Origin of the sequence: Aeromicrobium endophyticum (genome assembly GCF_003586285.1) — a bacterium.
Taxonomy (GTDB): Bacteria; Actinomycetota; Actinomycetes; order Propionibacteriales; family Nocardioidaceae; genus Aeromicrobium; species Aeromicrobium endophyticum.
On record NZ_QUBR01000003.1, the window covers coordinates 272,163 to 297,174 of the forward strand.

At 70.8% G+C, this 25,012-nt stretch carries 19 protein-coding genes; 15 read left to right on the forward strand and 4 right to left on the reverse strand.

The annotated features are described in order from the left end of the window. The first annotated feature begins 45 nt into the window (after window positions 1-45). From DX116_RS19515 to glgB, 4 genes are read left to right on the forward strand one after another with little or no spacing between them, the layout of a single operon-like run. The gene (locus tag DX116_RS19515) at window positions 46-2,022 is read left to right on the forward strand and encodes an alpha-1,4-glucan--maltose-1-phosphate maltosyltransferase (RefSeq protein ID WP_119705957.1); all 1,977 of its coding nucleotides are present in this window, start codon (window positions 46-48) and stop codon (window positions 2,020-2,022) included. Then, window positions 2,019-3,872 carry a maltose alpha-D-glucosyltransferase gene (gene treS, locus DX116_RS19520; RefSeq protein ID WP_119705958.1) on the forward strand — a complete coding sequence of 618 codons (1,854 nt, stop codon included), beginning with the start codon at window positions 2,019-2,021 and terminating at the stop codon, window positions 3,870-3,872. The genes DX116_RS19515 and treS overlap by 4 nt, the downstream gene beginning before the upstream one ends. After that, window positions 3,869-5,269 (forward strand): maltokinase N-terminal cap-like domain-containing protein, encoded by a 1,401-nt coding sequence (locus tag DX116_RS19525; RefSeq protein WP_158592046.1) that lies wholly within the window; start codon window positions 3,869-3,871, stop codon window positions 5,267-5,269. Before treS ends, DX116_RS19525 begins: the two co-directional genes overlap by 4 nt. After that, window positions 5,266-7,161, forward strand: a complete 1,896-nt coding sequence (gene glgB / locus DX116_RS19530) for a 1,4-alpha-glucan branching protein GlgB (RefSeq protein ID WP_119705959.1) — start codon at window positions 5,266-5,268, stop codon at window positions 7,159-7,161. The genes DX116_RS19525 and glgB overlap by 4 nt, the downstream gene beginning before the upstream one ends. Before the next feature lie 77 nt (window positions 7,162-7,238). Here the strand turns inward: glgB and DX116_RS19535 are convergent, their stop codons facing one another. From DX116_RS19535 to DX116_RS19550, 4 genes are read right to left on the reverse strand one after another with little or no spacing between them, the layout of a single operon-like run. Then, window positions 7,239-7,898, reverse strand: coding sequence for a class I SAM-dependent methyltransferase (locus DX116_RS19535; protein ID WP_119706016.1), 660 nt, complete (start codon window positions 7,896-7,898; stop codon window positions 7,239-7,241). Continuing rightward, the gene (locus DX116_RS19540; RefSeq protein WP_119705960.1) at window positions 7,895-8,947 is read right to left on the reverse strand and encodes a prenyltransferase/squalene oxidase repeat-containing protein; all 1,053 of its coding nucleotides are present in this window, start codon (window positions 8,945-8,947) and stop codon (window positions 7,895-7,897) included. Before DX116_RS19540 ends, DX116_RS19535 begins: the two co-directional genes overlap by 4 nt. A 5-nt stretch (window positions 8,948-8,952) precedes the next feature. Next, window positions 8,953-9,666, reverse strand: coding sequence for a class I SAM-dependent methyltransferase (locus DX116_RS19545; protein WP_119705961.1), 714 nt, complete (start codon window positions 9,664-9,666; stop codon window positions 8,953-8,955). Between the two features lie 14 nt (window positions 9,667-9,680). Beyond that, on the reverse strand, window positions 9,681-10,946 hold the full coding sequence (locus tag DX116_RS19550) for a glycosyltransferase family 4 protein (RefSeq protein WP_119705962.1): 1,266 nt from the start codon (window positions 10,944-10,946) through the stop codon (window positions 9,681-9,683). A gap of 258 nt (window positions 10,947-11,204) precedes the next feature. Here DX116_RS19550 and DX116_RS20010 point away from each other — a divergent pair, with 258 nt between their 5' ends. From DX116_RS20010 to DX116_RS19610, 11 genes are all read left to right on the forward strand, one after another. Then, window positions 11,205-13,781: a coiled-coil domain-containing protein gene (locus tag DX116_RS20010; RefSeq protein WP_158592047.1), complete on the forward strand. Its 2,577-nt coding sequence runs from the start codon at window positions 11,205-11,207 to the stop codon at window positions 13,779-13,781. A 169-nt stretch (window positions 13,782-13,950) separates the two neighbouring features. Next, the gene (locus DX116_RS19570) at window positions 13,951-14,769 is read left to right on the forward strand and encodes a hypothetical protein (RefSeq protein ID WP_119705965.1); all 819 of its coding nucleotides are present in this window, start codon (window positions 13,951-13,953) and stop codon (window positions 14,767-14,769) included. 109 nt (window positions 14,770-14,878) lie between these two features. Then, window positions 14,879-15,049 carry a hypothetical protein gene (locus DX116_RS20015; RefSeq protein WP_158592048.1) on the forward strand — a complete coding sequence of 57 codons (171 nt, stop codon included), beginning with the start codon at window positions 14,879-14,881 and terminating at the stop codon, window positions 15,047-15,049. 168 nt (window positions 15,050-15,217) lie between these two features. Next, window positions 15,218-16,000, forward strand: coding sequence for an electron transfer flavoprotein subunit beta/FixA family protein (locus DX116_RS19575; protein WP_199716186.1), 783 nt, complete (start codon window positions 15,218-15,220; stop codon window positions 15,998-16,000). Between the two features lie 13 nt (window positions 16,001-16,013). After that, window positions 16,014-16,961 carry an electron transfer flavoprotein subunit alpha/FixB family protein gene (locus DX116_RS19580; protein ID WP_119705966.1) on the forward strand — a complete coding sequence of 316 codons (948 nt, stop codon included), beginning with the start codon at window positions 16,014-16,016 and terminating at the stop codon, window positions 16,959-16,961. A gap of 276 nt (window positions 16,962-17,237) precedes the next feature. Then, window positions 17,238-18,848, forward strand: a complete 1,611-nt coding sequence (locus DX116_RS19585) for a peptide ABC transporter substrate-binding protein (RefSeq protein ID WP_199716188.1) — start codon at window positions 17,238-17,240, stop codon at window positions 18,846-18,848. A gap of 163 nt (window positions 18,849-19,011) precedes the next feature. Further along, complete coding sequence (locus DX116_RS19590; protein WP_119705968.1) at window positions 19,012-19,938, forward strand: ABC transporter permease; 927 nt, start codon at window positions 19,012-19,014, stop codon at window positions 19,936-19,938. Next, entirely contained in the window at window positions 19,931-20,902 is a 972-nt protein-coding gene (locus DX116_RS19595; RefSeq protein ID WP_119705969.1) for an ABC transporter permease, read from the forward strand. The genes DX116_RS19590 and DX116_RS19595 overlap by 8 nt, the downstream gene beginning before the upstream one ends. Before the next feature lie 5 nt (window positions 20,903-20,907). Further along, window positions 20,908-22,620, forward strand: a complete 1,713-nt coding sequence (locus DX116_RS19600; protein WP_119706018.1) for a dipeptide ABC transporter ATP-binding protein — start codon at window positions 20,908-20,910, stop codon at window positions 22,618-22,620. A 193-nt stretch (window positions 22,621-22,813) separates the two neighbouring features. Next, window positions 22,814-23,473: a hypothetical protein gene (locus tag DX116_RS19605; RefSeq protein ID WP_119705970.1), complete on the forward strand. Its 660-nt coding sequence runs from the start codon at window positions 22,814-22,816 to the stop codon at window positions 23,471-23,473. After that, complete coding sequence (locus tag DX116_RS19610) at window positions 23,473-24,981, forward strand: DNA polymerase Y family protein (protein WP_119705971.1); 1,509 nt, start codon at window positions 23,473-23,475, stop codon at window positions 24,979-24,981. Before DX116_RS19605 ends, DX116_RS19610 begins: the two co-directional genes overlap by 1 nt. Window positions 24,982-25,012 lie beyond the last annotated feature (31 nt).

Genomic DNA, 25,012 nt, shown 5'->3' on the forward strand with positions numbered 1-25,012 from the left:
CGTGAGCACGACCGACCTCAACTCTCGACCACCACAGGAGCGTGCATGACTGGCCGTCTCGGCATCGACGACGTCACCCCGGAGGTCGCGGGCGGACGAGACCCCGCCAAGGCCGTGGTCGGCGAGCACGTCCCCGTCACCGCGACGGTGTGGCGCGAAGGACACGACGCCGTGGCCGCCACCGTCGTGTGGAGCGGGCCCGACGGCGTCGAGCGCACCACGCGCATGAGCGAGGTCGGCACGGGGCTCGACCGCTTCGCGACCACGATCGTGCCCGACGCGGCCGGCACCTGGACGTTCCGGGTCGACGCCTGGGGCGATCCGTGGGCCACCTGGACGCATGCCGCCTCGGTCAAGCACGCCGCCGGGCAGGACGCCGACGAGCTCGCCAACGACCTCGAGATCGGCGCCCGCGTGCTCGACCTCAAGGCCGGACGCACGGGCATCCTGCGCGACGCGGCCGTGGCGCTGCGCGACACCAGCCTGACGCTCGACGACCGCCTCGCCCTCGCCCTGGGCAAGGAGGTGCAGCTGGCGATGCACGACGACCCGGTCCGCGAGCTGCTCACCGAGGGCGTCGACCACACGCTGCTCGTCGACCGGCGCCGGGCGGCCTTCGGCTCCTGGTACGAGCTGTTCCCGCGGTCGACCGGGGGTGTCGACAAGGACGGCGTTCCCAAGCACGGCACGCTCAAGACCACCGCCAAGGCGCTCGACCGCGTGGCGCAGATGGGCTTCGACGTCGTCTACTTCCCGCCGATCCACCCGATCGGCCGGCTCAACCGCAAGGGCAAGGACAACACCTTGACGCCCACGCCCGACGACGTCGGGTCGCCGTGGGCCATCGGTGCCGAGGAGGGTGGCCACGACGCGATCCATCCCGCCTTGGGGACGTTCAAGGACTTCGACGCGCTCGTCCGCCGCGCCCGCAAGCTCGACCTCGAGGTCGCCCTCGATCTTGCGCTGCAGGCCGCTCCCGACCACCCGTGGGCCACCGAGCACCCCGAGTTCTTCACGGTGCTGCCCGACGGGACGATCGCCTACGCCGAGAATCCGCCCAAGAAGTACCAGGACATCTACCCGCTCAACTTCGACAACGATCCCGACGCCGCCTTCGCCGAGATGCTGCGCATCACGATGGTGTGGGTCGAGCGCGGTGTGCGCATCTTCCGCGTCGACAACCCCCACACCAAGCCCACCAACTTCTGGGCGTGGCTGATCGCGACGGTCAAGCAGTCCCACCCCGACGTGCTGTTCCTGGCCGAGGCGTTCACGCGTCCAGCCCGTCTCTACGGGCTCGGTCGGGCCGGCTTCACGCAGAGCTACACGTACTTCACGTGGCGCACGACGAAGGACGAGATCGTCGAGTTCGCCGAGGAGATCCGCGATCGCTGGGACGAGTCGCGCGCCAACCTGTTCGTCAACACCCCCGACATCCTGCCCGAGCACCTGCAGGTCGGCGGGCCCGCGATGTTCGCGATCCGCGCTGCCCTCGCCTCGACGCTGTCACCCACGTGGGGCGTCTACTCGGGCTTCGAGCTGTACGAGCACGAGCCGCAGAAGCCGGGCAGCGAGGAGTACCTGCACTCCGAGAAGTTCGAGCTGCGTCCGCGTGACTGGGTCGCGGCGCTCGAGGAGGGACGTTCGCTAGAGCCGTGGATCACGCGCCTGAACGAGATCCGCCGGGCGCACCCGGCCCTGCAGCAGATGCGCACCCTGCACGTCCACACGGTCGACAACGACGCTCTGGTCGCGTTCTCGAAGCAGGACCCGGCCAGCGGCGACACCGTGCTGGTCATCGTGTCGCTCGACCCGCACCAGGCGCGCGAGGGCACGGTGCACCTCGACCTGCCGGCCATCGGCCTGGCCTGGGACGACCGTGTGGTCGCCCACGACGAGGTCACCGGCGAGACCTACGAGTGGGGAACCGACAACTACGTCCGGCTCGACCCGCAGCGAGCCGTCGCCCACATCCTGACGATCCACCGCAAGCCTGAGCAGCCCGAGAGAGAGCTGACATGACCGACCAGCAGCACACCGACACCCAGAGCGCGTCAGCGGCACCGGCGCCCGACAGCGCCCTCGACGGGCTCGACGACATCCCGCACACCGGCGAGGCCGTCGAGGCCGACGGCACGCTGGTGCAGCCCGAGGCCGACGACTTCGGCCATGCCGAGCAGGCGACGAGCAATCCCGACTGGTTCAAGCGCGCCGTGTTCTACGAGGTGCTCGTGCGCGCCTTCGCCGACTCCAACGGCGACGGCACCGGCGACCTGCGCGGCCTGGCCGGCAAGCTCGACTACCTGCAGTGGCTCGGCGTCGACTGCCTGTGGCTGCCCCCGTTCTACGCGTCGCCGCTGCGCGACGGAGGCTACGACATCAGCGACTTCCGGGCCGTGCTGCCCGAGTTCGGCACGGTCGAGGACTTCGTGTACCTGCTCGAAGAGGCCCACAAGCGCGACATCCGCGTCATCACCGATCTCGTGCTCAACCACACGTCCGACGCCCACCCGTGGTTCCAGGCGTCGCGCAACGACCCCGACGGCCCGTACGGCGACTACTACGTGTGGAGCGACGACGACTCCAAGTACGCCGACGCGCGCATCATCTTCGTCGACACCGAGTCGTCCAACTGGACCTACGACCCCGTCCGCGGACAGTTCTTCTGGCACCGGTTCTTCAGCCACCAGCCCGACCTGAACTTCGAGAACGCCGAGGTGCGCGAGGCGATGATCGACGTCCTGCGCTTCTGGCTCGACCTAGGCATCGACGGCTTCCGGCTCGACGCCGTGCCCTACCTGTTCGAGGAGGAGGGCACCAACGGCGAGAACCTGCCCCGCACCCACGAGTACCTGCGCGAGGTGCGCGCCACGATCGACCGCGAGTACCCCGGACGCATCCTGCTGGCCGAGGCCAACCAGTGGCCGGCCGACGTCGTCGAGTACTTCGGCAACCCCGACGTCGGTGGCGACGAGTGCCACATGGCCTTCCACTTCCCGCTCATGCCGCGCATCTTCATGGCGGTGCGCCGCGAGTCGCGGTTCCCGATCTCGGAGATCCTCCAGCAGACGCCGGAGATCCCGTCGGGCACCCAGTGGGGCATCTTCCTGCGCAACCACGACGAGCTGACGCTCGAGATGGTCTCCGACGAGGAGCGCGACTACATGTACGCGGAGTACGCCAAGGACCCGCGCATGAAGGCCAACATCGGCATCCGCCGGCGGCTCGCCCCGCTGCTCGAGAACGACCGCAACCAGCTCGAGCTGTTCACCGCGATGCTGCTCAGCCTGCCCGGCTCGCCGGTGCTCTACTACGGCGACGAGATCGGCATGGGCGACAACATCTGGCTCGGCGACCGCGATGCCGTCCGCACGCCGATGCAGTGGTCGCCCGACCGCAACGCCGGCTTCTCGCGCTCCGACCCGGGTCGCGTCTACCTGCCGCCGATCATGGACCCGACCTACGGCTACGAGGCGATCAACGTCGAGGCGCAGCAGGACAACGCCGCGTCGCTGCTCAACTGGACGCGCCGCATGATCGCGATCCGCAAGCAGCACGCGGCCTTCGCCGAGGGCGAGTTCATCGACCTCGGCGGCTCCAACCCCAGCGTGCTGGCCTACCTGCGGCGCTGGCTGAGGCCCGACGGCGAGCTGGACGTCGTGCTGTGCGTCAACAACCTCTCGAGGTTCCCGCAGCCCGTCGAGCTCGAGCTGAGCGCGTACGAGGGCTTCACGCCGGCCGAGCTGACCGGCAACGTGCGGTTCCCGCGCATCGGCGAGCTGCCGTACCTGCTGACGCTGCCGGGGCACGGCTTCTACTGGTTCCAGCTGTCGGAGCGCGGCGACGAGGGCGAGCGGAGGAGCAACGTATGAGCGGGCCTGTCGACAACCCGACCACCCACGAGGCCACGGTCGCGGCGATCGCCGAGGCCCTGCCTGGCTGGCTGCCGTCGCAGCGGTGGTTCGCGGGCAAGGACCGCGAGGTCACCGGCATCCGGCCCCTCAGCTGGTCGACGATCCTCGACGGCGACCCGCTGCTGCTGCACCTGGTCGTCGAGGTCGAGCAGGACGACCGCTCCGATCCCTACCAGCTGCTGGTGGGCAGCCGGCAGTCCGAGGTGCCCGACGTCGCGAGCTCGGCCACGATCGTCGACGTCGACGGCGCGACGTTCTACGAGGCGTCCGGCGACGCCGACCTCACCGCGGTGCTGCTCGAGCTGATGGCCGGCGGCGCGCTGGTCGACGGGCTGCAGTTCGAGTCCGAGCCGGGTGCCGAGCTGACCCGTGGCCTGCGCGCGCACCCCATCACGACCGAGCAGAGCAACACCTCGCTGGTGTACGGCTCGCAGTACATCCTCAAGCTGTTCCGCAAGGTCGTCCCGGGCGTCAACAAGGACATGCGCCTGCACCGCGCCCTGCGCGAGGTGGGCTCGAAGCACATCGCCGAGCCCCTCGGGTCGATCAGCGGCACGCTGCACGACGAGCCCACCACGATCGGCATGCTGCAGCGCTTCATGCCCGATGCTGTCGACGGCTGGGTCATGGCCACGACCAGCGTGCGCGACCTCATGGCCGATCCGTCGATCGCCCCCGAAGACCTGGGCGGCGACTTCGCCGGCGAGGCGTCGCGGCTCGGTGCGGCCGTCGCCGACGTCCATGCCGACCTTCGCTCGGCGCTCGGCACCGAGGACGCCGACGCCGTCGAGCTCGAGCGCACCGTCACGGTCATGCTCGAGCGGCTCGACCGCGTGGCCGCAGAGGTGCCCGAGCTCGCGCCGTACCTGTCCGGCCTGCGCGAGGCGTTCGACGCGATGCGCCACCACCCCGTGCCCGTCGAGATGCAGTTCGTCCACGGCGACCTGCACCTCGGTCAGGTGCTGCGCACGCTCGGCGGATGGCTCATCCTCGACTTTGAGGGCGAGCCCGCCGCCTCGGTGGCCGAGCGGTCGAGGCTCCGGTCGGCGCTGCGCGACGTCGCGGGCATGCTGCGCTCGTTCGACTACGCGGCCCAGCAGCTGCTGGTCGGCGGACCCGACGATCCCGTGCTCGCCGACGTCGCGATGCGCTGGGCGCACCGCAACCGCGAGGCGTTCTGCGACGGCTACGCCGAGGTCGCGGGCTCCGACCCACGCGACGCGGCCGTGCTGCTGCGCGCCCTCGAGCTCGACAAGGCCGTGTACGAGGTCTCGTACGAGCACGCCAACCGTCCCGACTGGCTCGCGGTGCCGCTGGCATCGATCGAGCGCATCATGACCGAAGGAACCTCATGACCACAGCTCACGACTGGCCGGCCAGCATCGGCGAGCTCGATCTCCACCTCATCGCGGAGGGTCGCCACGAGCGGCTGTGGGACGTCCTCGGCGCTCACGTGCGGACGTTCGAGGACACCGGTGGTGGCTCGGTCGCGGGCACGGCGTTCGCGGTGTGGGCGCCCAACGCGCGCGCCGTGCAGGTCATCGGCGACTTCAACTTCTGGGACGGCGACCAGCACGGCATGCGTCCCATCGGCTCGGGCGTGTGGGACCTGTTCGTCCCCGGCGTGGCAGCCGGCACGGCCTACAAGTTCCGCGTGCAGGGGCCCGACGGGGTCTGGCGCGAGAAGGCCGACCCGATGGCCTTCGGCACCGAGGTTCCGCCCGCCACGGCCTCGGTCGTGACCGACTCGGCGCACCGCTGGGCCGATGACGCCTGGATCGCCGAGCGCGCGTCCGCGTCGCCCCTGACGTCGCCCATGAGCATCTACGAGGTGCACCTCGGCTCGTGGCGCCCGGGCCTGGACTACCGCGAGCTCGCCGACGAGCTCGGCGACTACCTCACCGAGACCGGCTTCACGCACGTCGAGCTGATGCCCGTCGCCGAGCACCCCTTCGGCGGCTCGTGGGGGTACCAGGTGACGTCGTACTACGCGCCCACCTCGCGCTTCGGCTCGCCCGACGACTTCCGCTGGTTCGTCGACCAGCTGCACCAGCGAGGCATCGGCGTCATCGTCGACTGGGTGCCCGCGCACTTCCCGAAGGACGAGTGGGCGCTGGCCCGCTTCGACGGCACCGCGCTCTACGAGCACCCCGACCCGCGCAAGGGCGAGCAGCCCGACTGGGGCACCCTGGTGTTCGACTTCGGCCGGCGCGAGGTCCGCAACTTCCTGGTGGCCAACGCGCTCTACTGGTTCGAGGAGTTCCACCTCGACGGGCTGCGGGTCGACGCGGTCGCGTCGATGCTGTACCTCGACTACTCGCGCAACGAGGGGGAGTGGGTGCCCAACCAGCACGGCGGCCGCGAGAACCTCGAGGCCGTCCAGCTGCTGCAAGAGCTCAACGCGACGGTCTACAAGCACCACCCCGACGTCATGATGATCGCCGAGGAGTCGACCGCGTGGCCGGGTGTCAGCCGGCCGACCGACGGCGGCGGCCTGGGCTTCGGCTTCAAGTGGAACATGGGCTGGATGCACGACACGCTGTCGTACCTGGGGCACGACCCGATCCACCGCTCGTACCACCACGGCGAGATGACGTTCTCGATCGACTACGCGTTCAGCGAGAACTTCGTGCTCCCGCTGTCGCACGACGAGGTCGTCCACGGCAAGGGATCGCTGTGGGGCCGCATGCCGGGCGACGCCTGGAACAAGGCGGCCGGCGTGCGCGGGCTGCTCGCCTTCATGTGGGCGCACCCGGGCAAGCAGATGGTGTTCATGGGTGGCGAGTTCGGCCAGGAGAGCGAGTGGGCCGAGTCGCGGTCGCTCGAGTGGGGGCAGCTCGACGACCCGCTGCACCTCGGCGTCCTGCACCTGGTCACCGACCTCAACGCGTTCTACCGTCCGGCACCGGCGCTGTGGACGATCGACGACCGTCCCGAGGGGTTCCGGTGGATCGACGCCAGCGACACCGCCGGCAACGTCATCGCCTTCGTGCGCATCGGCTCGGACGGCTCGCAGGTCGTGTGCGTCGCCAACTTCGCGGGCGAGCCGCACCACGACTACCGCATCGGCATGCCGGCGACGGGCACGTGGCGCGAGGTGCTCAACACCGACGCCGAGGTCTACGGCGGATCGGGTGTCGGCAACCTCGGCGCGGTCGAGGCCGAGGGCGTCCCCATGCACGGCTTCGAGCAGTCGGCGGTGCTGCAGCTGCCGCCCAGCGGCGTCCTCTGGCTCACGCAGGACTGAGCGCCGTCACCCCCGCGAGGCGGTGAGCTGGCGACCTGTCCCGGCCCGGGACGGGTCGCCAGCTCACCGCCCAGGGACTAGTGGTGGTGGGCGGAGAGGACGACCCTCTGCAGCACGCGCAGCGAGCCGGTGACGGAGCGCTCGACGAACTCGCCGCTGTCGAGGGCCTCGCGGTAGATGCGGTACGGCGCCTGGCCGCCGTCGGCGGGGTCGGGGAAGACGTCGTGGATCAGCAGCAGGCCGCCGAGACGCACGTGCGGCGCCCATCCGTGGAAGTCGGCCTGCGCCGCCTCCTCGGTGTGCCCGCCGTCGACGAACACCAGGTCGAGCGGCGTCTGCCACCACCGTGAGATCGCCGACGACCGACCCACCATGGCCACCACGACGTCCTCGAGGCCCGAGGCGGCGATCGCCCGGCGCGCGAACGGCAGGGTGTCCATGAGCCCCAGCTCGGGGTCGACGAGCGACTCGTCGTGGTACTCCCACCCGGGCTGCTGCTCCTCGGAGCCGCGGTGGTGGTCGATCGTGACGACGGTGGACCCGGTGACGGACGCCGCGTGGGCCAGGTAGATCGTCGACTTGCCGCAGTACGTGCCGATCTCCAGGGCGACGCCGCCCTGCAGGTGCTCGACCGCCGCGGCGTGCAGCGCGAGACCCTCGTCGGACGGCATGAAGCCGCGGGTCGCGTCGATCAGCGAACCCAGCTCGGGGGGCAGGACAGCGTCAGCAGGGGTCATCGGGTGCACGGGATGTCGACCTTCCAGTCGCGAGGCAGGGAGGGCAGGCCGGCTCCGCGGAACAGGTCGCTGCCCGGGGTGGTGCGCGACAGAGCATCGGCGGCCAGCACCACGGTCGCCGCCGTCCAGGTCGTCCGCTCGACCGGCCACCGGACGTCGTCGTCGAAGACGAGCCCGGTCCAGTACGAGCCGTCGGGATCGCGCAGGTGCTGCATCGACGCGAGCAGCGCGGCCGCCTCGTCGGTGCGTCCGATGACGTCGAGGGCCAGCACGAGCTCGCACGTCTCGGCGCCGGTCACCCAGTTGTTGGGCACGACGCAGCGGGCGCCGAATCCAGGCACCACGTAGTCGTCCCAGCGTGCGTCGATGCGAGCGGCGGCCGATGCGGGGGAGAGGGCACCGCCGAGCACGGGGTAGTACCAGTCCATCGCGTGCGGCTTGTCGACGAAGCGCTCGGGGTGCTCGTCGAGCGCGTGCCGCAGGCGCGCGGCCGCCAGCTCCCAGTCGGGGCGCGGGCTGCCGACCAGGTCGGCCAGCGCGACGCCGCAGCGCAGGCTCAGGTGGATGCTGGCATTGCCCGTGACCAGCGCCTCGGCCACGAGGTTGCCGTTGGCGCTGGCCCACACGACGGCACCGTCGGGACGCTGCATCGTCAGCGCGGCGTCGAGGCCCCGGCCGACGGCGGGCCACATCGTCTCGACGAACGTCCGGTCGCCCGTGACGAGAAAGTGGTGCCAGACGCCCGTCGCGAGGTAGGCGCAGAAGTTGGAGTCGGTGTGGGCGTCGGTGATGCTGTCGCCGTCGTAGCGGATGGCCCACGACCCGTCGTCGCGCTGGGTGGTGCGCGACCACTCGTAGGCCCGCTCGGCCTCGGCGGTGCGGCCGGCGGCGCTGAGCCCCATGGCCGCCTGCACGTGGTCCCAAGGGTCGACGTGACCGCCCTCGAACCAGGGGATGGCTCCGGACGGCAGCTGGGCGGCGACGATCGACGCGGCGGTCTGCTCGACCTGCGCCGGCGTCAGCACGCCCGGGACGTGAGGAGTGGTCACGCAGGTCAGAACGGCTTGGAGAAGTAGAGCGCGACGCTCTTGCCGATGACGGGGTCGAGGGCGCGCTCGGCGAGCCGGGTGGCCGCGGGAGCCTTCATCATGTCCCACACCAGCAGCCGGTGGTAGGCGCGCACGAGCGGGTGCTGGTCGCGCTCGACGCCCACGGCGCACTTGAGCCACCAGTAGGGCGCGTGCAGGGCGTGGGCATGGTGCCGGTGCGTCGTGGTGAGCCCGTAGCCCTCGACCGTGGCCTGCAGCTCGTCGGCCTTGAAGATGCGGATGTGGCCGCCCTCGTTGGCGTGGTACTCGTCGGACAGCGCCCAGCAGATGCGCTCGGGCAGCCACCGCGGCACGGTGATCGCGAGGATGCCGCCGGGGGCGGTGATGCGCACCAGCTCGGCGACGGCCTGGTCGATCTCGGGCACGTGCTCGAGGATCTCCGAGGCGAGCACGACGTCGAACGATCCGTCGTCGTAGGGCATGTCGAGGATCGTGCCGACCTGGACCGCGCCGGTGCCGCCGGGCGGCACCTCGCCGACCTCGGCCATCGCGCCGAACATGTCGTCGACGCCCTTGAGCTCGACCTCGTCCATGTCGAACGCGGTGACGTCGGCCCCGCGACGCAGCGCCTCGTACGAGTGACGTCCGGCGCCGGCCCCGACGTCGATGAAGCGGGTGCGGCGGCCGACCCTCAGCCGGTCGAAGTCAACGGTCAGCATGTTCGTCCTCGTGGTCAGGGGTTGCGGTGGTGGTGGCCGGCAGATGCCTCGATGGCCTCGGAGTAGGCGGCGACGGTCGCCTCGGCGACCGCGGTCCAGCTGTAGCGCTCGAGGGCGCGGCGACGTCCGGCCGCGCCGAGGCGAGCCCGCTCGTCGGGAGCGTCCATCAGCGTGCGGATGGCCGCGGCGAGGGCCTCGGGGTCACCCGGCTCGACCAGCAGGGCGCACTCGCTCGCACCGGACTCGTCGGTGCCGACGACCTCGGGCAGCGCTCCCGCCCGGCTGGCGACGACCGGCGTGCCGCACGACATCGCCTCGACGGTCGGCAGCGAGAACCCCTCGTAGAGCGAAGGGACGCACATGACCTCGGCCGAGGCGAGGAGGGAGGCCAGCTCGTCGTCGGAGATGCCGCTGACGACGTGGACGGCATCGGCGATGCCCAGCTCGGCGATGCGTTGCTCGGTCGTGCCACCGGGTTCGAGGTGCGAGACCAGCTCGAGGTGGACGTCGTGGTCGGTGCGGACCTTCGCGACGGCCTCGAGCAGGTGGGCGACGCCCTTGAGCGGCTTGTCGGCGCTGGCGATCGCCACGATGCGCCCCGGCACGCGCTGCTCGGACGGCGCGAACGTCTCGGTGTCGACGCCGAGCGGCACGACACGCATCTGGTCGGCGTCGAGGTCGAAGTCGGCGACGGAGTCGGCGGCCGACGTGCCGGCGACGGCCAGCACGATCGGGATGCGGCGGGCCACGCGCGCCTGCATCGGCACGAACCCGTACCACCGCGCGACCGACAACCGGCGTCGCCAGGTCGTGGCCTCGGCCAGCTCGACCTTGCGGTCGCGGGTGATGGGGTGGTGCACGGTGGCGGCCAGGGGCATGCCGCGACGCATGATCGTCAGCAGCCCGTAGCCGAGGCTCTGGTTGTCGTGGACGACGTCGAAGTCGGCGGCACGACGCTTGAGGATCTTCGAGGCGCGCAGGCCGAACGTCAGGGGCTCGGCGAAGCAGCCGGTGAGCGTGAGGGCGTACTCGAGCACGTCGACGGCGCTGCGGAACTCGCCGGGGCGCGGGGTGCGGAAGGGGTCGGGCTCGCGGAAGAAGTCCATGCTCGGGACCTTCGTGAGCCGCACGCGCGGGTCGACGTCCTCGGGATAGGGCTGGCCCGAGAAGATCTCGACCTCGTGCCCGAGGTCGGCGAGCCCGCGGCTGAGATGGCGGACGTAGACGCCCTGACCGCCGCAGTGCTCCTTCGTCCGGTACGACAGCAGAGCGATGCGCACCCGGCCTCCTCGGTTACTGATGGGTAGAGGTCCATCATGCCGGGTGGGTGCCGCCGGCGCCGCACGGGCCGGGGGGCGACGGTGTCGCAGATCGCGCGGGACCTTCGCGGGCGTCGGTCGTTGAGGGATCTGCCCCGTCACCCGGGCCGGAGAGGTCGCCCCAGATCGGCGGCCCGGCCTCGCAAATGCCGTGTGACACGCGTAACACTTGGGGCATACTGATCCGGACGTGCCACCAGCGGTAGATGAAAGGGAGTCATGACCGACTCACAGTCCCAGCAGCCGGCCGAGCGTCGACGTGCCGACCCGCTGCAGGTCGCTGCAGACATGATCGACCAAGAGCTCGGCGAGTCGTCTGCGGCTGCCGTCGACGAGTCGACGGCGTCCGCCCCAACCGGCGGTGACGCGTCCGAGCGTCCCGGCCGAGGCCGCTCCGACGCCCCTGCGGCACACGACGACAGCCCGCGGGCCCGCCGCGCCGCTGCCAGGGCCGCCCGACAGGCCGCGGTCGAGAAGCGGCGTGCCGAGCGTGCCGCCGCTCGCACCTTCGCCGCGTCGCGGCGTCAGTCCTCACGCGGCGGGGAGCCGGAGGCGCCCGCCGCGCCGGAGTCGGCCGACGTCGGCGCCGAGAGCTCCGACGAGCCCGCCGCCGAGCAGACGCTGGCACAGAAGCTCGATGCGGCCCGCGAGTCGGTCGCAGGCTCGCCCTCAGCCGCTGGCGATCCCTCGACCTCAAGGTCGACCTCGACCTCCGACGCTGCGACGCACGCGACCCTCGAGTCCACGCGGACGTTCGCGGCGGTCCCGGCCGAGCCGGAGCCGGAGCGCGAGGCAGAGCCCGAGTCGCAGCCGGAGCGTGCCGCGACGTCCCCGTCGGCCTTCGGCCGATTCGGCAGCGCCCCGACGGCTGCCCAGTTCTCGTCCGACGCGTCGACCGACGGCTCCCGTGAGGAGCCTCGGCCCGAGCCGGTCGTCGTCGATGAGCCGGTCGTCGAGACGATCGTCAACTCCGAGCCCGAGCCCGAGCCCGAGCCCGAGCCCGAGCCGACTCCCGAGCCCGAGCCCGAGCCCCAGCCCGAGCCCGAGCCGACTCCCGAGCCCCAGCCGTCTCCCGAGCCGGAGCCGGAGCCCGAGCCCGAGCCGGAGCCCGAGCCGACCGTCACTGCGACCCACGAGCAGCCGGCCGCAGCGCCGGCGGTCGATCCCGCGCCCACCACCTTCGCCGAGAAGCTCGCCGCCGCCAGTGCCGCCGCCCAGCAGCGGGTCGCGGCGGCTCGGGCCGAGGCCGCCCGTCTGATGGAGGAGGCCGCCCGCGAGCGTGCCGAGGTCTCGGCACGGCTCAGTGCCGACGAGGCCGCGCAGCGCGAGGTCACCGCCGCCAAGCTGAAGGCAGCCGAGCAGGCTGCTGCCGAGCGGGTCAGCGCGGCCCAGCACGAGGCCGACCGAGTCTCGGCCGAGATCGCCCGCGAGCGCGAGGCGGCTGCCGCGAAGATCGCCGAGCTGCAGCGCGAGGCCGACGTGCGTGTGGCCGAGGCCAAGGCCAAGGCCGAGGAAGAGGCCCAGCGTCGCATCGAGCGGGCCGAGGCCGAGGCCCGTCGTCTGGCCGAGCAGGCCGAGGCCGAGGCCAAGATCACCGCCGAGCGGCGTCTGGCCGAGTCCGAGAAGGCAGCCGAGGAGGCCGCCCAGCGTCGTCTCGAGCTCGCCGAGCAGGATGCCCAGCGTCGTATCGAGGAGGCACGCGCCGAGGCCGAGGCAGTCGCCGCCAAGGCAGCTGCCGACCGCGAGGCCGCCATGGCCCGTCTCGCCCGCGAGCGGGACGAGGCCGACGCCCGCCTGGCCGAGGTCAAGCAGCAAGCCGAGCGCACGATCCACGAGGCCGAGCAGACCGCGGCCAGCCACGTCGACGCGGCCAAGGCAGAGGCCGAGAAGTACGCGCAGGAGACCGCCGCCGAGCGGGTCGCGATCGCGGTGCGCGTCTCCGACGCCGAGCGCGCGGCCGAGGAGAAGCTCGCGGCGGCCAAGGTGCAGGCCGATCGCCTGGCCGCCGAGGCGGCGCAGCGTCACGAGGAGGCTGCGGCCCAGCTGGCCCGCGAGCGCGACGAGGCCACGGCCCTGGTCGAACGGGCCAACGCCGAGGCCGACAAGCTGGCCAAGGAGGCCGAGGCCGAGCGGGCCGACGCCGCCGCCAAGCTCGCCGATGCCGAGCGCTTCGCGGCCGACAAGATCCGTGCGGCCGAGGCGGAGGCCGAGCGGGTCGCCGCCGAGGCCAACGAGGCTGCGCGCGTCGCAGCGGTCGCTCGTGAGGAGGCCGAGCGCAAGCTCGCCACCGACGTCGAGGCCGCCCGCCTCGACGCCGAGCGCAAGATCGCCGAGGCCGAGCGCGATGCCGCCGCCCGGGTCGAGGCGGCGCAGCAGGAGGCGCGCCGGGTCGCCGAGAAGGCCGAGCAGGACGCGCGCGAGCGAGTGGCTGCGGCGCAGGCCGAGGCCGAGCGCGTCACCTCGCAGTCCAAGCGAGATGCGCAGGAGCGGCTCAGCCAGGCCGTCGCCGCAGCCCGCTCGGCCGCCGAGGAGAAGCTCCAGGAGGCCGAGCGCACGGCGCTCGAATGGGTGGCCGCCGCCGAGGCCGAGGCCGAGCGGGTGGCTCAGGAGCACATCGTCATGGCCAACCACTCCTCGGCCGCCACGCCGCTGGAGGCCCGGGCGCCGCTCGTGGACGAGTACGTCGACGAGGCGCCCGCCGCTGCTCGCTCCGACGACCACACGCCCGAAGAGGTGAGCGACGAGCCCGGGGCACTCGCCCCCAAGATCAAAAAAAGAGTCGTCCGACGCCGTTGAGCTGACGTCGTCGTCGGCCGGTTCCCCCGAAGGATCGACTGCGGCGACGATCGCCGCCGAGCGAGCGGCCGACCGCCGACGCCAGCGTGAGGCCCGACGCGAGGTCAAGCAGCTCGCGCGCGAGAAGCGGGCGGCTGCTCGTCGCGCGTTGGCCGCTCAGGCATCCGCTGTGCATGCGGTCGACCCCGAGCCGGTCGTCGATCCGCCGGCTGACGACGAGGTCGAGGCCGCGCTCGAGGACGTCGAGCCCCAGACCGTCCACGCCGAGGTCGTGACGGTGCCCGAGGTCGTCCACGACGAGCCGGCCCTGGACGAGCCTGTCCCGGACGAGCTTGCCCACGACGAGGCCGTCGCCGCCGAGCCCGTCCCGTTGGCCGAGGTGCTGGCGGCAGCGGGTGTCTTCGACCGTCCCGCCGAGCCCGCCCACGCCGAGCCCGCCCACGCCGAGCCCGCCGACGCCGAACCGGGAGAGGTCGATCCCGCAGCATCGGCATCGGCGCGGGGGAGTGACGGGTCACGTGACTCCTCGACCGTCGGCCGCTCTGCCGGCACGTCGACCCGCCGGCCGCGCCGGCGCGACCGCATCGTCGAGGCGCCACGCGGGCCGAAGACACCGCTGAGCCAGCGCCTGCGATCGCTGGGACGGTCCAAGGACACTGAGGGCCGCCCGCAGCGGGGCCCCGGTGCCGGCAGGAAGCGGATCGTGTCGGTGCTGGCGGGCCTGGTCGGGGCCGTGGGTCTCCTGTGCTCGGTCGTGCTCGCGTTCGGGGCGCTGCTGGTGGCGCTCGACGCGACCGGCAGCGGGGTCTACGACTCGGTCGCGAGCCTCTGCGACGTCCTGGTCGGGCCGTTGCGCGACGCCGTCTCGTTCACGGGCACCAAGGCCGACATGAAGGAGTCCCTGGTGGCCTGGGGGGCGGGGGCGATCGTGTACCTGGTGGTCGGCATCGTCGCGCAGTCCCTGCTGCGCTCGACGGTCGACGACTGAGCGTCCGTCCCTGCCATCCGGTCGTATCGCCCGGTTCGGCGTCATGAAGTGCGTGCTGGCTGATCTTCACAGGTGTCACGGTCCGTGACCCGATCGAATGGACGCTCCCATGTTCTTCTCCCTCCTCGCAGCCGCCGTCGTCGCGGCCTTCGTGCTGTCGGTCGGCGCAGCCCTGCTCATCAGCACGCGGCGCGCAGCCGCCCTCGACGACGGGTCGATGGTCGACGTCGTGCTCGACCGCCGCAGGCATCCGCGGGTGGGCGATCGCTCGCGGGTGTGATCTACCGCATGCCACGCAGGTGTCGCCCCTTTTACTACGCTTGGGTAACATTTGGGTGACGTAGGGTCGCCTCACTCGCCTGGTCGTGAGCCTGGCGATCCCACCCAGTCCACTGACTGACGCGGCGGCCGTCTGGTCGCCGTGCCCCAGATTCACAGGAGGGTCCTCGTGACCAAAATCGTTGTCGCTGTGAAGTACGTCCCGGACGCCACGGCCGACCGGACGTTCAGCGCCGATAACACCGTCGATCGCGCCGGTGTGGACGGTCTGTTGTCCGAGCTCGACGAGTACGCGGTGGAGCAGGCGCTCCAGACCGTCGAGGCCGGTGACGGCGAGGTCGTCGTCCTGACCGTCGGTCCCGATCAGGCCGCGGACGCGGTCCGCAAGGCGCTGCAGATGGGTGCCGACTCCGGCATCCACGTCCAGGACGACGCCATCCACGGCTCCGACGCGTTCGCGACGTCCGAGATCCTGGCCAAGGCGATCGAGAAGGTGGGCGACTACGACCTGCTGTTCTTCGGCATGGCCTCGACCGACGCGGGCCTGGGTGTCGTCCCGACCCTCGTGGCCGAGCGTCTGGGTCTCCCGGCGGTCACCTTCGCCTCGGAGATCACGGTCGACGGCGACACGGTCAAGATCCGCCGCGACGGCGACGTCGCGACGCAGGAGATCGAGGGCACGGGCAAGCTCGTGGTCTCGGTGACCGACCAGACCGGCGAGGCCCGCTACCCGTCGTTCAAGGGCATCATGGCGGCCAAGAAGAAGCCCGTCGAGGAGTGGTCGCTGGCCGACCTCGGCCTCGATGCCGGCTCGGTGGGCCTCGACAACGCCTGGACCAAGGTCGAGTCGTTCGAGCCCCGTCCGCCGCGCACCGCCGGCGAGATCGTCACCGACGAGGGAGACGGCGGCGCCAAGCTCGTCGAGTTCCTCGCGTCCAAGAAGTTCGTCTGAGAGGCCTGAACACATGACTGAAGTACTCGTCCTCATCGACGCTCCCGACGGCAAGGTCACCAAGCCCTCGCTCGAGCTGCTCACGATCGCCCGCCGCATCGGCGAGCCGTCGGCCGTCGTGTTCGGCGACGCCGACACCGGCGTGCTCGCCGAGCACGGCGCCGAGAAGATCTACACCTACGACGACGCGGTCTACTCCGACTACCTCGTCGGCCCCAAGGCCGAGGCCCTGACGCAGCTGGTCGGCGAGGTCAGCCCGGCCGCGGTGCTGACCGGCTCGTCCACCGAGGGCAAGGAGATCAGCGCCCGCGTGGCGCTGAAGACCCAGTCGGGCTGGATCGGCGACGCCGTCGACGTCCAGGCCGACGGCGGCACGATCACCACGACGCAGTCGGTCTTCGCCGGCAACTTCACGGTGCAGTCGCAGGTCACCCAGGGTGCGCCGGTCATCTCGGTCAAGCCCAACTCGGTGGCCCCCGAGGCCGCCGCGGGTGCGGGCACGGTCGAGGCCAAGACGGCCGACATCTCCGACGGTGCCAAGGGCGCCAAGATCACGTCGTCCAAGGAGAAGGCCGCCTCGGGTCGCCCCGAGCTGACCGAGGCCGCGATCGTGGTCTCGGGCGGTCGCGGCACCGGCGGCGACTTCACCGAGGTCGAGGCGTTCGCCGACAGCCTCGGTGCGGCCGTGGGCGCCTCGCGCGCCGCGGTCGACTCCGGCTGGTACCCGCACAGCTTCCAGGTCGGTCAGACGGGCAAGACGGTCTCGCCGCAGCTGTACGTCGCCAACGGCATCTCCGGAGCGATCCAGCACCGCGCCGGCATGCAGACGTCCAAGACGATCGTCGCGGTCAACAAGGACGACGAGGCCCCGATCTTCGAGCTCGTCGACTTCGGCGTGGTCGGCGACCTGAAGGCCGTCCTGCCCCAGGCCACCGACGAGGTCAAGAAGCGCAAGGGCTGACCAGCCCCCGCGCGTCCCACGACGACCGGCTCGCCCCTCTCCGGGGCGGGCCGGTCGTCTTGCTGCTTGAGACGCACCGTCACCGCTCGGACCATCTGGGATGACACTGCGGGACTATTGACTTTTTTGGTGTCACTTTGGTTAAGCGGGCTCAGAGTGCTGTTCGGCGACCCGTGCGCGGTGATAGTCATAGGGAGCGCGCGCCAGCGCGCACCTGACTCATCACAGGAGGACTACATGCGACTCACCCGGCGAACACGCCTTGCGGGAGTGGCCATGATCGCCGCCGCCAGCCTCACCCTGGCAGCCTGCGGCGGCGGCAGCGACAGCGAGGGCGGCAGCGGCGGTGGCAGTGGCGACAACGTCATCACGGTCTACGGCACCAACCCCCAGAACCCGCTGATCCCCACGGCCACCAACGAGGTCGGCGGCGGCGACCCGCTCAACAACCTGTTCTCCGGTCTGACCGCGTACAACTCCGACGGCTCGACCGTCAACGAGGTCGCCGAGTCCATCGAGCCCAACGACGACAAGACGCTCTGGACCGTCAAGCTCAAGCCCTGGAAGTTCACCGACGGCACCGACGTGACCGCCGAGTCGTTCGTCAAGGCCTGGAACTACGGCGCCAACGCGGCCAACAAGCAGCTCAACAACTACTTCTTCTACCCGATCGAGGGCACCGACGACAACGGCAACACCCTCGACGACGCCACGGAGATCTCCGGCCTGAAGGTCATCGACCCGACGTCCTTCACGATCAAGCTCAAGAAGCCCGAGTCGGACTTCCCGCTGCGCCTCGGCTACTCGGCCTACTTCCCGGTGCCTGACGCGGCCTACGACTCCAGCGGCAAGATCACCAAGGCGTACGGCGAGCGTCCGATCGGCAACGGCCCGTACCAGCTCACCAAGTCGGGCTGGGAGCGCAACAAGCAGATCGCGATGGAGCCCAACCCCGACTACACGGGCTCGCACAAGCCCGAGAACAAGGGTCTGGTCTTCAAGTTCTACGCCGGCGGCGGCACCGACGCGGCCTACACCGACGTCCAGTCCAACAACCTCGACGTCCTCGACCAGGTCCCGCCGAGCGCGCTCAAGACCTTCGAGAAGGACAGCAAGATCAACGCCTTCAACGAGGCCGGCTCGAACTTCTCGTCGTTCACGATCCCCGAGCGCCTGAAGCACTTCTCGGGTGAAGAGGGCCAGCTGCGCCGCGCCGCCATCTCGATGGCGATCAACCGCAAGCTGATCACCGAGAAGATCTTCAACAACACGCGTACCCCCGCGACCGACTTCACGTCCCCGGTGCTCGACGGCTGGACCAAGGACGTTCCCGGCAACGAGGTGCTGCAGTACAACGCGGACGAGGCCAAGAAGAAGTGGGCCGAGGCCGACGCGATCTCGAAGTGGGACGGCAGCTTCCAGCTGGCCTTCAACAACGACGGTGCCGGCAACAAGGAGTTCGCCGACGCGGTCACCAACCAGATCTCGACGGTGCTGGGCATCGACTCGAGCCCCAAGCCGTACCCGACGTTCGACGAGCTCCGCAAGGAGGTCACCGACCGCACGATCAAGACGGCGTTCCGTACCGGCTGGCAGGCCGACTACCCGTCGATGCTCAACTACCTGGGCCCGATCTACGCCACCAAGGCCGGATCGAACGACGGTGACTACAGCAACAAGCAGTTCGACAACCTGATCTCCGAGGCCTCCTCGGCCGAGGGTGACGCTCGCTACGACCTGATCAGCCAGGCGCAGACCCTGCTCCTGACCGATCTGCCGGCGGTCCCGCTGTGGTACCAGAACGCCACCGCGGCCACCTCGAAGGACCTCAAGGGCTTCGAGTTCAACTGGCAGCAGAAGCCGGACTACTACAAGCTCACGAAGTAGTCGTCCAGCGCGTGTGACGGGACGGAGGTAGCCCCACGAGGGCTGCCTCCGTCTCGTCCGCGCGCGGCCGGAGTCCTCCGGCCCGGCGCCGCTCGGACCGCGGGAGTACCGTGGCCGGAGTCCGCGCGGGCTTCAATCCCCCCATGACCTCAGGAGGTCAATCGTGTGGTGGTACGTCGGCAAGCGATTGCTGCAAACCATTCCGGTGTTCCTCGGTGCGACGCTGATCCTGTTCATCCTGCTGAAGCTCCGCCCGGGTGACCCGATCCTCAACCTCGCCGGCAACAAGCCCGTCTCGCAGGAGGTCCGCGACGCCCTCGCCGCGCAGTACCACCTCGACGACCCGTTGTTCGTGCAGTGGCTGCAGTTCGCCAAGAACGCCATCACCCTGAACTTCGGTGAGACCTTCGCAGGCCAGCCGGTCTTCGACCTCATCAAGCAGACGTTCCCCGTCACGGTCGTGCTGGCCGTCATGGCCCTCGCCATCGACGCGATCCTCGGCATCACGCTGGGCACGATCGCCGGACTGCGACGCAACGGCTGGTTCGACTCGTCGGCGCTCGTCGTCTCGCTGCTGCTGCTGTCGGTGCCGATCTTCGTGGTCGGCTTCGTCATGCAGCTCGTGTTCGGCGTCAAGCTCGGCTGGGTCGAGCCGACCGTCGGTCCCGACTGGAACATCGGCAAGCTGCTCCTGCCGGCCATCGTGCTGGCGATCGCCAACTTCGCGTACACGATCCGCCTCACGCGCACGTCGGTCGCCGAGAACCTCACCGCAGACCACGTCCGCACGGCCCGGGCCAAGGGCCTGTCCAACGGCCTGGTGGTGCGCCGCCACGTGCTGCGCAACTCGCTCGTGCCGGTCGTCACGTACATCGGCATCAACCTCGGATCGCTGATGGCCGGCGCCATCATCACCGAGACGATCTTCAACATCCCTGGCATCGGCAACGCGGCGTACACCGCCATCCAGAAGGGCGAGACCTCCACGGTCGTGGCGATCGTGACCTTCATGGTCCTGGTCTACGTCCTGATGAGCCTGCTCGTCGATCTGATCTACGCCGTACTCGACCCGAGGATCCGCTATGTCTGACATCCGCCCGGGGCAGGAGCGTTACGTCGCCCCCATCGACGAGACCCCGCTGCGCGCGATCGACGCCGTCAACGTCGACGCGGTGCCCGAGAACCAGTGGAAGGAAGCCTGGAAGCGTCTGCGCACCTCGGTGCTGTTCTGGCTGGCGACCGGCATCCTTCTGGTGATCGCGGCGATGATCTTCTTCCCGTCGCTGTTCACGGGTGCGGACCCCAAGTCCGCCGACCTGATGAACAGCTTCTCGCCGCCGAGCGACGGACACCCGTTCGGCTACACCCAGCAGGGCGCGGACGTCTGGGCTCGTACCGTGCACGGGGCCCGGGCCTCGGTCGCGGTCGGCGTGCTCACGACGATCATCGTCGCCGTCCTCGGCATCATCACGGGCGCCATCGCGGGCTTCTACGGCGGCATCGTCGACACGCTGATCTCGCGCTTCAGCGACATCTTCTTCTCGATCCCGCTGCTGTTGGCCTGCATCGTGGTCATCTCGGTGCTGAACAACACCTTCCCTGAGCGTGGGTTCTGGGGATCGGTGTTCGTGGTGGTGGCGGCCCTGTCGCTGTTCGCCTGGCCGCAGATCACCCGTCAGATGCGCGGCGCGGTGCTGGAGATCAAGAACCTCGAGTTCGTCGACGCCGCCACGGCGATCGGCGCGTCGAAGATGAAGAACCTGCGTCGCCACATCGTGCCCAACGCCCTGGCGCCGGTCATCGTGGCCTCGACGATCTCGCTCGGCGTGTTCATCGTCGCTGAGTCGTCGCTGTCGTTCCTCGGGCTCGGCCTGCCGGCCAACGTCGTCTCGTGGGGCAATGACATCTCGGCCGCGCAGAGCCAGGTGCGTTCCGGTCAGAACCTCCAGGTGATGTTCGTGCCGGCTGCGGCCCTGGCCATCACCGTGCTGGGCTTCATCCTGCTGGGTGAGGCCGTCCGCGAGGCACTCGACCCGAAGGCGAGGAAGAAGTGAACGCCGTGAATGACACCACCCCGCTGCTGCAGGTCAAGAACCTGACCGTCGGCTTCCGCGCCGGCAAGGAGCTGCTGACGGCCGTCGACGGCGCCGACCTGACCATCTACCGCGGCCAGACCGTCGCGATCGTCGGCGAGTCGGGTTCGGGCAAGTCGACGCTCGCGCACGCCGTCATCGGCCTGCTGCCCGGCAACGGGCACGTCAGCGGTGGCGAGATCCTCTTCGACGGCAACGACATCGCCCACGCCCGCAAGGACGCGATCATGGCGCTGCGTGGCTCGTCGATCGGCCTCGTGCCGCAGGACCCGATGTCCAACCTCAACCCGTTGTGGCGGGTCGGCACCCAGATCAAGGAGGCGCTGGTCGCCAACGGCGTCGCCAAGGGTGCCGCCGCCGACCAGCGGGTCGTCGAGCTGCTCGAGGAGGCCGGCCTGCCCGACGCCGAGCGTCGAGCACGCCAGTACCCGCACGAGTTCTCCGGCGGCATGCGTCAGCGCGCGTTGATCGCGATGGGCCTGGCCGCCCGTCCGCAGCTGTTGATCGCCGACGAGCCGACCTCGGCCCTCGACGTCACGGTGCAGAAGCAGATCCTCGACCACCTCGACCAGCTGACCGACACGCTGGGCGTCGCGGTCATGCTGATCACGCACGACCTGGGGCTGGCCGCCGAGCGCGCCGACCACCTGGTCGTGATGTACCGCGGCCGGGTCGTCGAGTCCGGACCGGCACTCGACATCCTGCAGGACCCCCAGCACCCCTACACCAAGCGTCTCGTGTCGTCCGCGCCGTCGCTGGCCTCGCAGCGGCTGTCGTCGCAGCGGGCCCGCGCCGAGGTGCGCGAGCAGGCGGTGCAGACAGCGGCCGAGATCGCCGCTGAGGTCTCGCACAGCGAGTCCCAGCTCGGCGAGGGGCGCGACGACATCGTCGTGGTCGAGAACCTCACGAAGATCTTCAAGCTGCGCGGCGCCAAGCCGTGGCAGTCGGTCGACTTCGCGGCGGTCGACGATGTCTCGTTCCGTCTGCGCCGCGGCACGACCACCGCGATCGTGGGGGAGTCGGGCTCGGGCAAGTCGACCGTCGCCCGCATGGTGCTCGACCTGCTGCCGCCGACGTCGGGCACCGTGATGTTCGACGGCAAGAACCTGCGCGACCTGAAGAGCAAGACCGACCGGCTGAGGCTGCGACGTCAGATGCAACCGGTGTTCCAGAACCCGTACGCGTCGCTCGACCCGCTGTACTCGATCTACCAGTCGATCGCCGAGCCGCTGAACACGCACGACGTGGGCACCAAGAAGGAGCGCGAGGCCAAGGTGCGTGACCTGCTCGACAAGGTCTCGCTGCCGACGACGGTCATGTCGCGCTATCCCGGCGAGCTCTCGGGCGGCCAGCGTCAGCGCGTCGCGATCGCCCGGGCGCTGGCGCTCGATCCCGAGGTCGTGATCTGCGACGAGGCCGTCTCGGCCCTCGACGTCCTGGTGCAGGCGCAGATCCTCGAGCTGCTCAACGACCTGCAGGCCGAGCTGGGTCTCAGCTATCTGTTCATCACGCACGACCTCGCCGTCGTGCGGCAGATCGCCGACAACGTGCTGGTCATGCAGAACGGCAAGGTCGTCGAGTCGTCCTCGGTCTCCGAGGTGTTCGACAACCCGCGCGAGGCCTACACGCAGCGGCTGCTCGACGCCATCCCCGGAGGCTCGATCCCCCTCGGCGCCTGACCGGTTCCTGGTGCCGCGCGGCACTCCGCGAGTGGCGCAGTTTGGTCTTTGTGAGACGGCGTGTCTGACCAAGTTGCGCCACTCGCGGGCTTGAATGCGCCACTCGCGAGCCGGTGGGCCAGGCTGTGTCCGATCCCTGGGACGAGGCCGGTGCGAGATTGACTCGTTCGAACAGATGTTCGATCATGGCTAGGTGACCGTCTCAGCCCCCACCCTCGACGAGCTGCGGGCGAAGGTCGACCAGATGCAGGGGCGCCCCGCTGCCCAGCCCGTGGCCACGCACCCGGCCTTCGCGGGCCTGCTGCAGCTGCAGGCCGGGTCCACCTACTCGGTCGACTCGATGAGCCTGGCGGTCGCGTTGATGGCCGGCCCGTCGGCCGACGGCGCGTGGTGCGGGGTCGTGGGCACCGCCGAGCTGGGGCTCGAGGCGGCTGCGGCCGCCGGGGTCGAGCTGCGTCGCACGATCCTGGTGCCCGATCCCGGCGAGGCCTGGCTCGAGGTCACCGCGGCGCTCATCGACGTGCTCGGGGTCGTGGTGCTCAGGGCCCCCGCGCACGTCGCGGCCAAGGACGTCAGTCGCATCGGCGCCCGTCTGCGCCAGCGCGGAGGCATCCTCATCGCCCACGGCGACTGGCCGCGCAGCGAGGCGCGCCTGGCGATGCGCGACGTCGAGTGGGTCGGCGTGGGCCAGGGACACGGTCACCTGCAGGCCCGACGTGTCACGGTCGAGGTGCAGCGCGGCACGGCACCGGCCCGGCGCGCGCGGCTGTGGCTGCCCGACGTCGAGCAGGCCATCCGCCGGGTCGAGAGCATCCCGGCCGAGGCGCCCACCCGTCTGCGGAGCGTGTCCTGATGACCCGCACGATGGTGCTCTGGGCGCCCGACTGGCCGATCGTGGCCGTGGGCGGGCCGGCCTCCGTGCCTGCCGTGGTGCTCGACAAGGGTGCTGTGCTGGCCTGCTCGCAGGCGGCCCGCGCCGAGGGCGTGCGTCGCGGCATGCGCCGGCGCGACGCCCAGTCGCGGTGCCCCGGGCTCGTGCTGCACGAGCACCACCCCGACACCGATGCGCGGGCCTTCGAGGCCGTGCTCACCGCCATCGAGCAGCTCAGCCCCGGCGTGGCCCCGCTGCGTCCAGGCCTCTGCGCGCTCGAGGTGCCGGCCCGGTTCTACGGCGGCGAGGCCGAGGCGGCGGCGGTCATCGCCGAGCGGCTCGTCGACCTCGGGGTGTGGGACGTCCGTGCCGGCATCGCCGACGGCCTGTTCGCCGCCGAGCAGGCCGCGCGGCGTGCGCTGGCCCAGGACAGCCTGGTCGTCCCCGAGCGCGGGTCCGCCCAGTTCCTGCGTGACCTGCCCATCGAGGCGCTCGACGAGCAGGCGACGGTGGGCCTCCTGCGTCGCATGGGCCTGCTGACGCTGGGTGACTTCGCCTCGCTGCCACCGGCCGACGTCCACACCCGGTTCGGCACGCACGGGGCCCTGCTGCACCGGTTGGCGCGAGGGCAGGACCCGCGTCTGATCAGCCGCCGGCAGGTGCCGCCGGAGTTCGACGCGACGCTGCTGCTGGAGCCGCCGCTCGACAACGTCGAGCCCATCGCGTTCAGCCTGCGCACCACCGCCGAGGCCTTCGTCAGCGACCTGGCCGGCCACGGCCTGGTGTGCACGACGGTGCTGATCGAGGTCGATGCCGACGGCTCGCTCGCGACGTCGCGTCGGTGGATGCATCCGCGCTGGTTCGGGGCCACCGACCTGATCGACCGGGTGCGCTGGCAGCTGGGCGTCGACGGTGCCATCTCGGCGCCCGTCGACGCCGTGCGGCTCATCCCCGAGGTCACCGAGCCGTTGGGCGATCATGCCGACAGCCTCTTCGGCGGCGGCCCCGACGAGCGGGTCGAGCGGGGCGTCGCCCGGGTGCAGAGCATCGTCGGCCACGAGGCGGTGGTGTCGGTCATGGTGCAGGGCGGTCGCGGGCCGGGGGAGCGACGCCTGCTCACACCGTGGGGCGAGCGACCGATGCCGGCCCGTGCCCCGGGCCGGCCGTGGCCCGGGGCCCTGCCTGCCCCGGCACCGGCGACGGTCTACCGCGAGCCGCGCCAGGCGATGGTCGTGGGCGCGGAGGGGCAGACGATCGGCGTCACGGGGCGCGGACTCGTCACGGGTGAGCCTGCCCGCTTCCGGGCAGACCCCGAGCAGGCCTGGCAGCCCGTCGCCTCGTGGGCCGGACCGTGGCCGGTCGACGACCAGTGGTGGGACGAGGCAGCGGCCCGTCGGCTGGCCAGGTTCCAGGTCGTCGGCGTCGACGGCAGCGCCTTCCTGATGATCGTCGAGGGCGGCCAGTGGTGGACAGAGGCCGCCTATGACTAGCCCCCCGGCCCCGCGAGTGGCGCATTCTCGC

Bases quoted from the DNA above. Each gene is read 5' to 3' on its own strand.
- DX116_RS19515 (WP_119705957.1), top strand. From the start codon at position 46: ATGACTGGCCGTCTCGGCATCGACGACGTCACCCCGGAGGTCGCGGGC.
- treS (WP_119705958.1), top strand. From the start codon at position 2,019: ATGACCGACCAGCAGCACACCGACACCCAGAGCGCGTCAGCGGCACCG.
- DX116_RS19525 (WP_158592046.1), top strand. From the start codon at position 3,869: ATGAGCGGGCCTGTCGACAACCCGACCACCCACGAGGCCACGGTCGCG.
- glgB (WP_119705959.1), top strand. From the start codon at position 5,266: ATGACCACAGCTCACGACTGGCCGGCCAGCATCGGCGAGCTCGATCTC.
- DX116_RS19535 (WP_119706016.1), bottom strand. From the start codon at position 7,898: ATGACCCCTGCTGACGCTGTCCTGCCCCCCGAGCTGGGTTCGCTGATC.
- DX116_RS19545 (WP_119705961.1), bottom strand. From the start codon at position 9,666: ATGCTGACCGTTGACTTCGACCGGCTGAGGGTCGGCCGCCGCACCCGC.
- DX116_RS20010 (WP_158592047.1), top strand. From the start codon at position 11,205: ATGACCGACTCACAGTCCCAGCAGCCGGCCGAGCGTCGACGTGCCGAC.
- DX116_RS20015 (WP_158592048.1), top strand. From the start codon at position 14,879: ATGTTCTTCTCCCTCCTCGCAGCCGCCGTCGTCGCGGCCTTCGTGCTG.
- DX116_RS19580 (WP_119705966.1), top strand. From the start codon at position 16,014: ATGACTGAAGTACTCGTCCTCATCGACGCTCCCGACGGCAAGGTCACC.
- DX116_RS19585 (WP_199716188.1), top strand. From the start codon at position 17,238: ATGATCGCCGCCGCCAGCCTCACCCTGGCAGCCTGCGGCGGCGGCAGC.
- DX116_RS19595 (WP_119705969.1), top strand. From the start codon at position 19,931: ATGTCTGACATCCGCCCGGGGCAGGAGCGTTACGTCGCCCCCATCGAC.
- DX116_RS19610 (WP_119705971.1), top strand. From the start codon at position 23,473: ATGACCCGCACGATGGTGCTCTGGGCGCCCGACTGGCCGATCGTGGCC.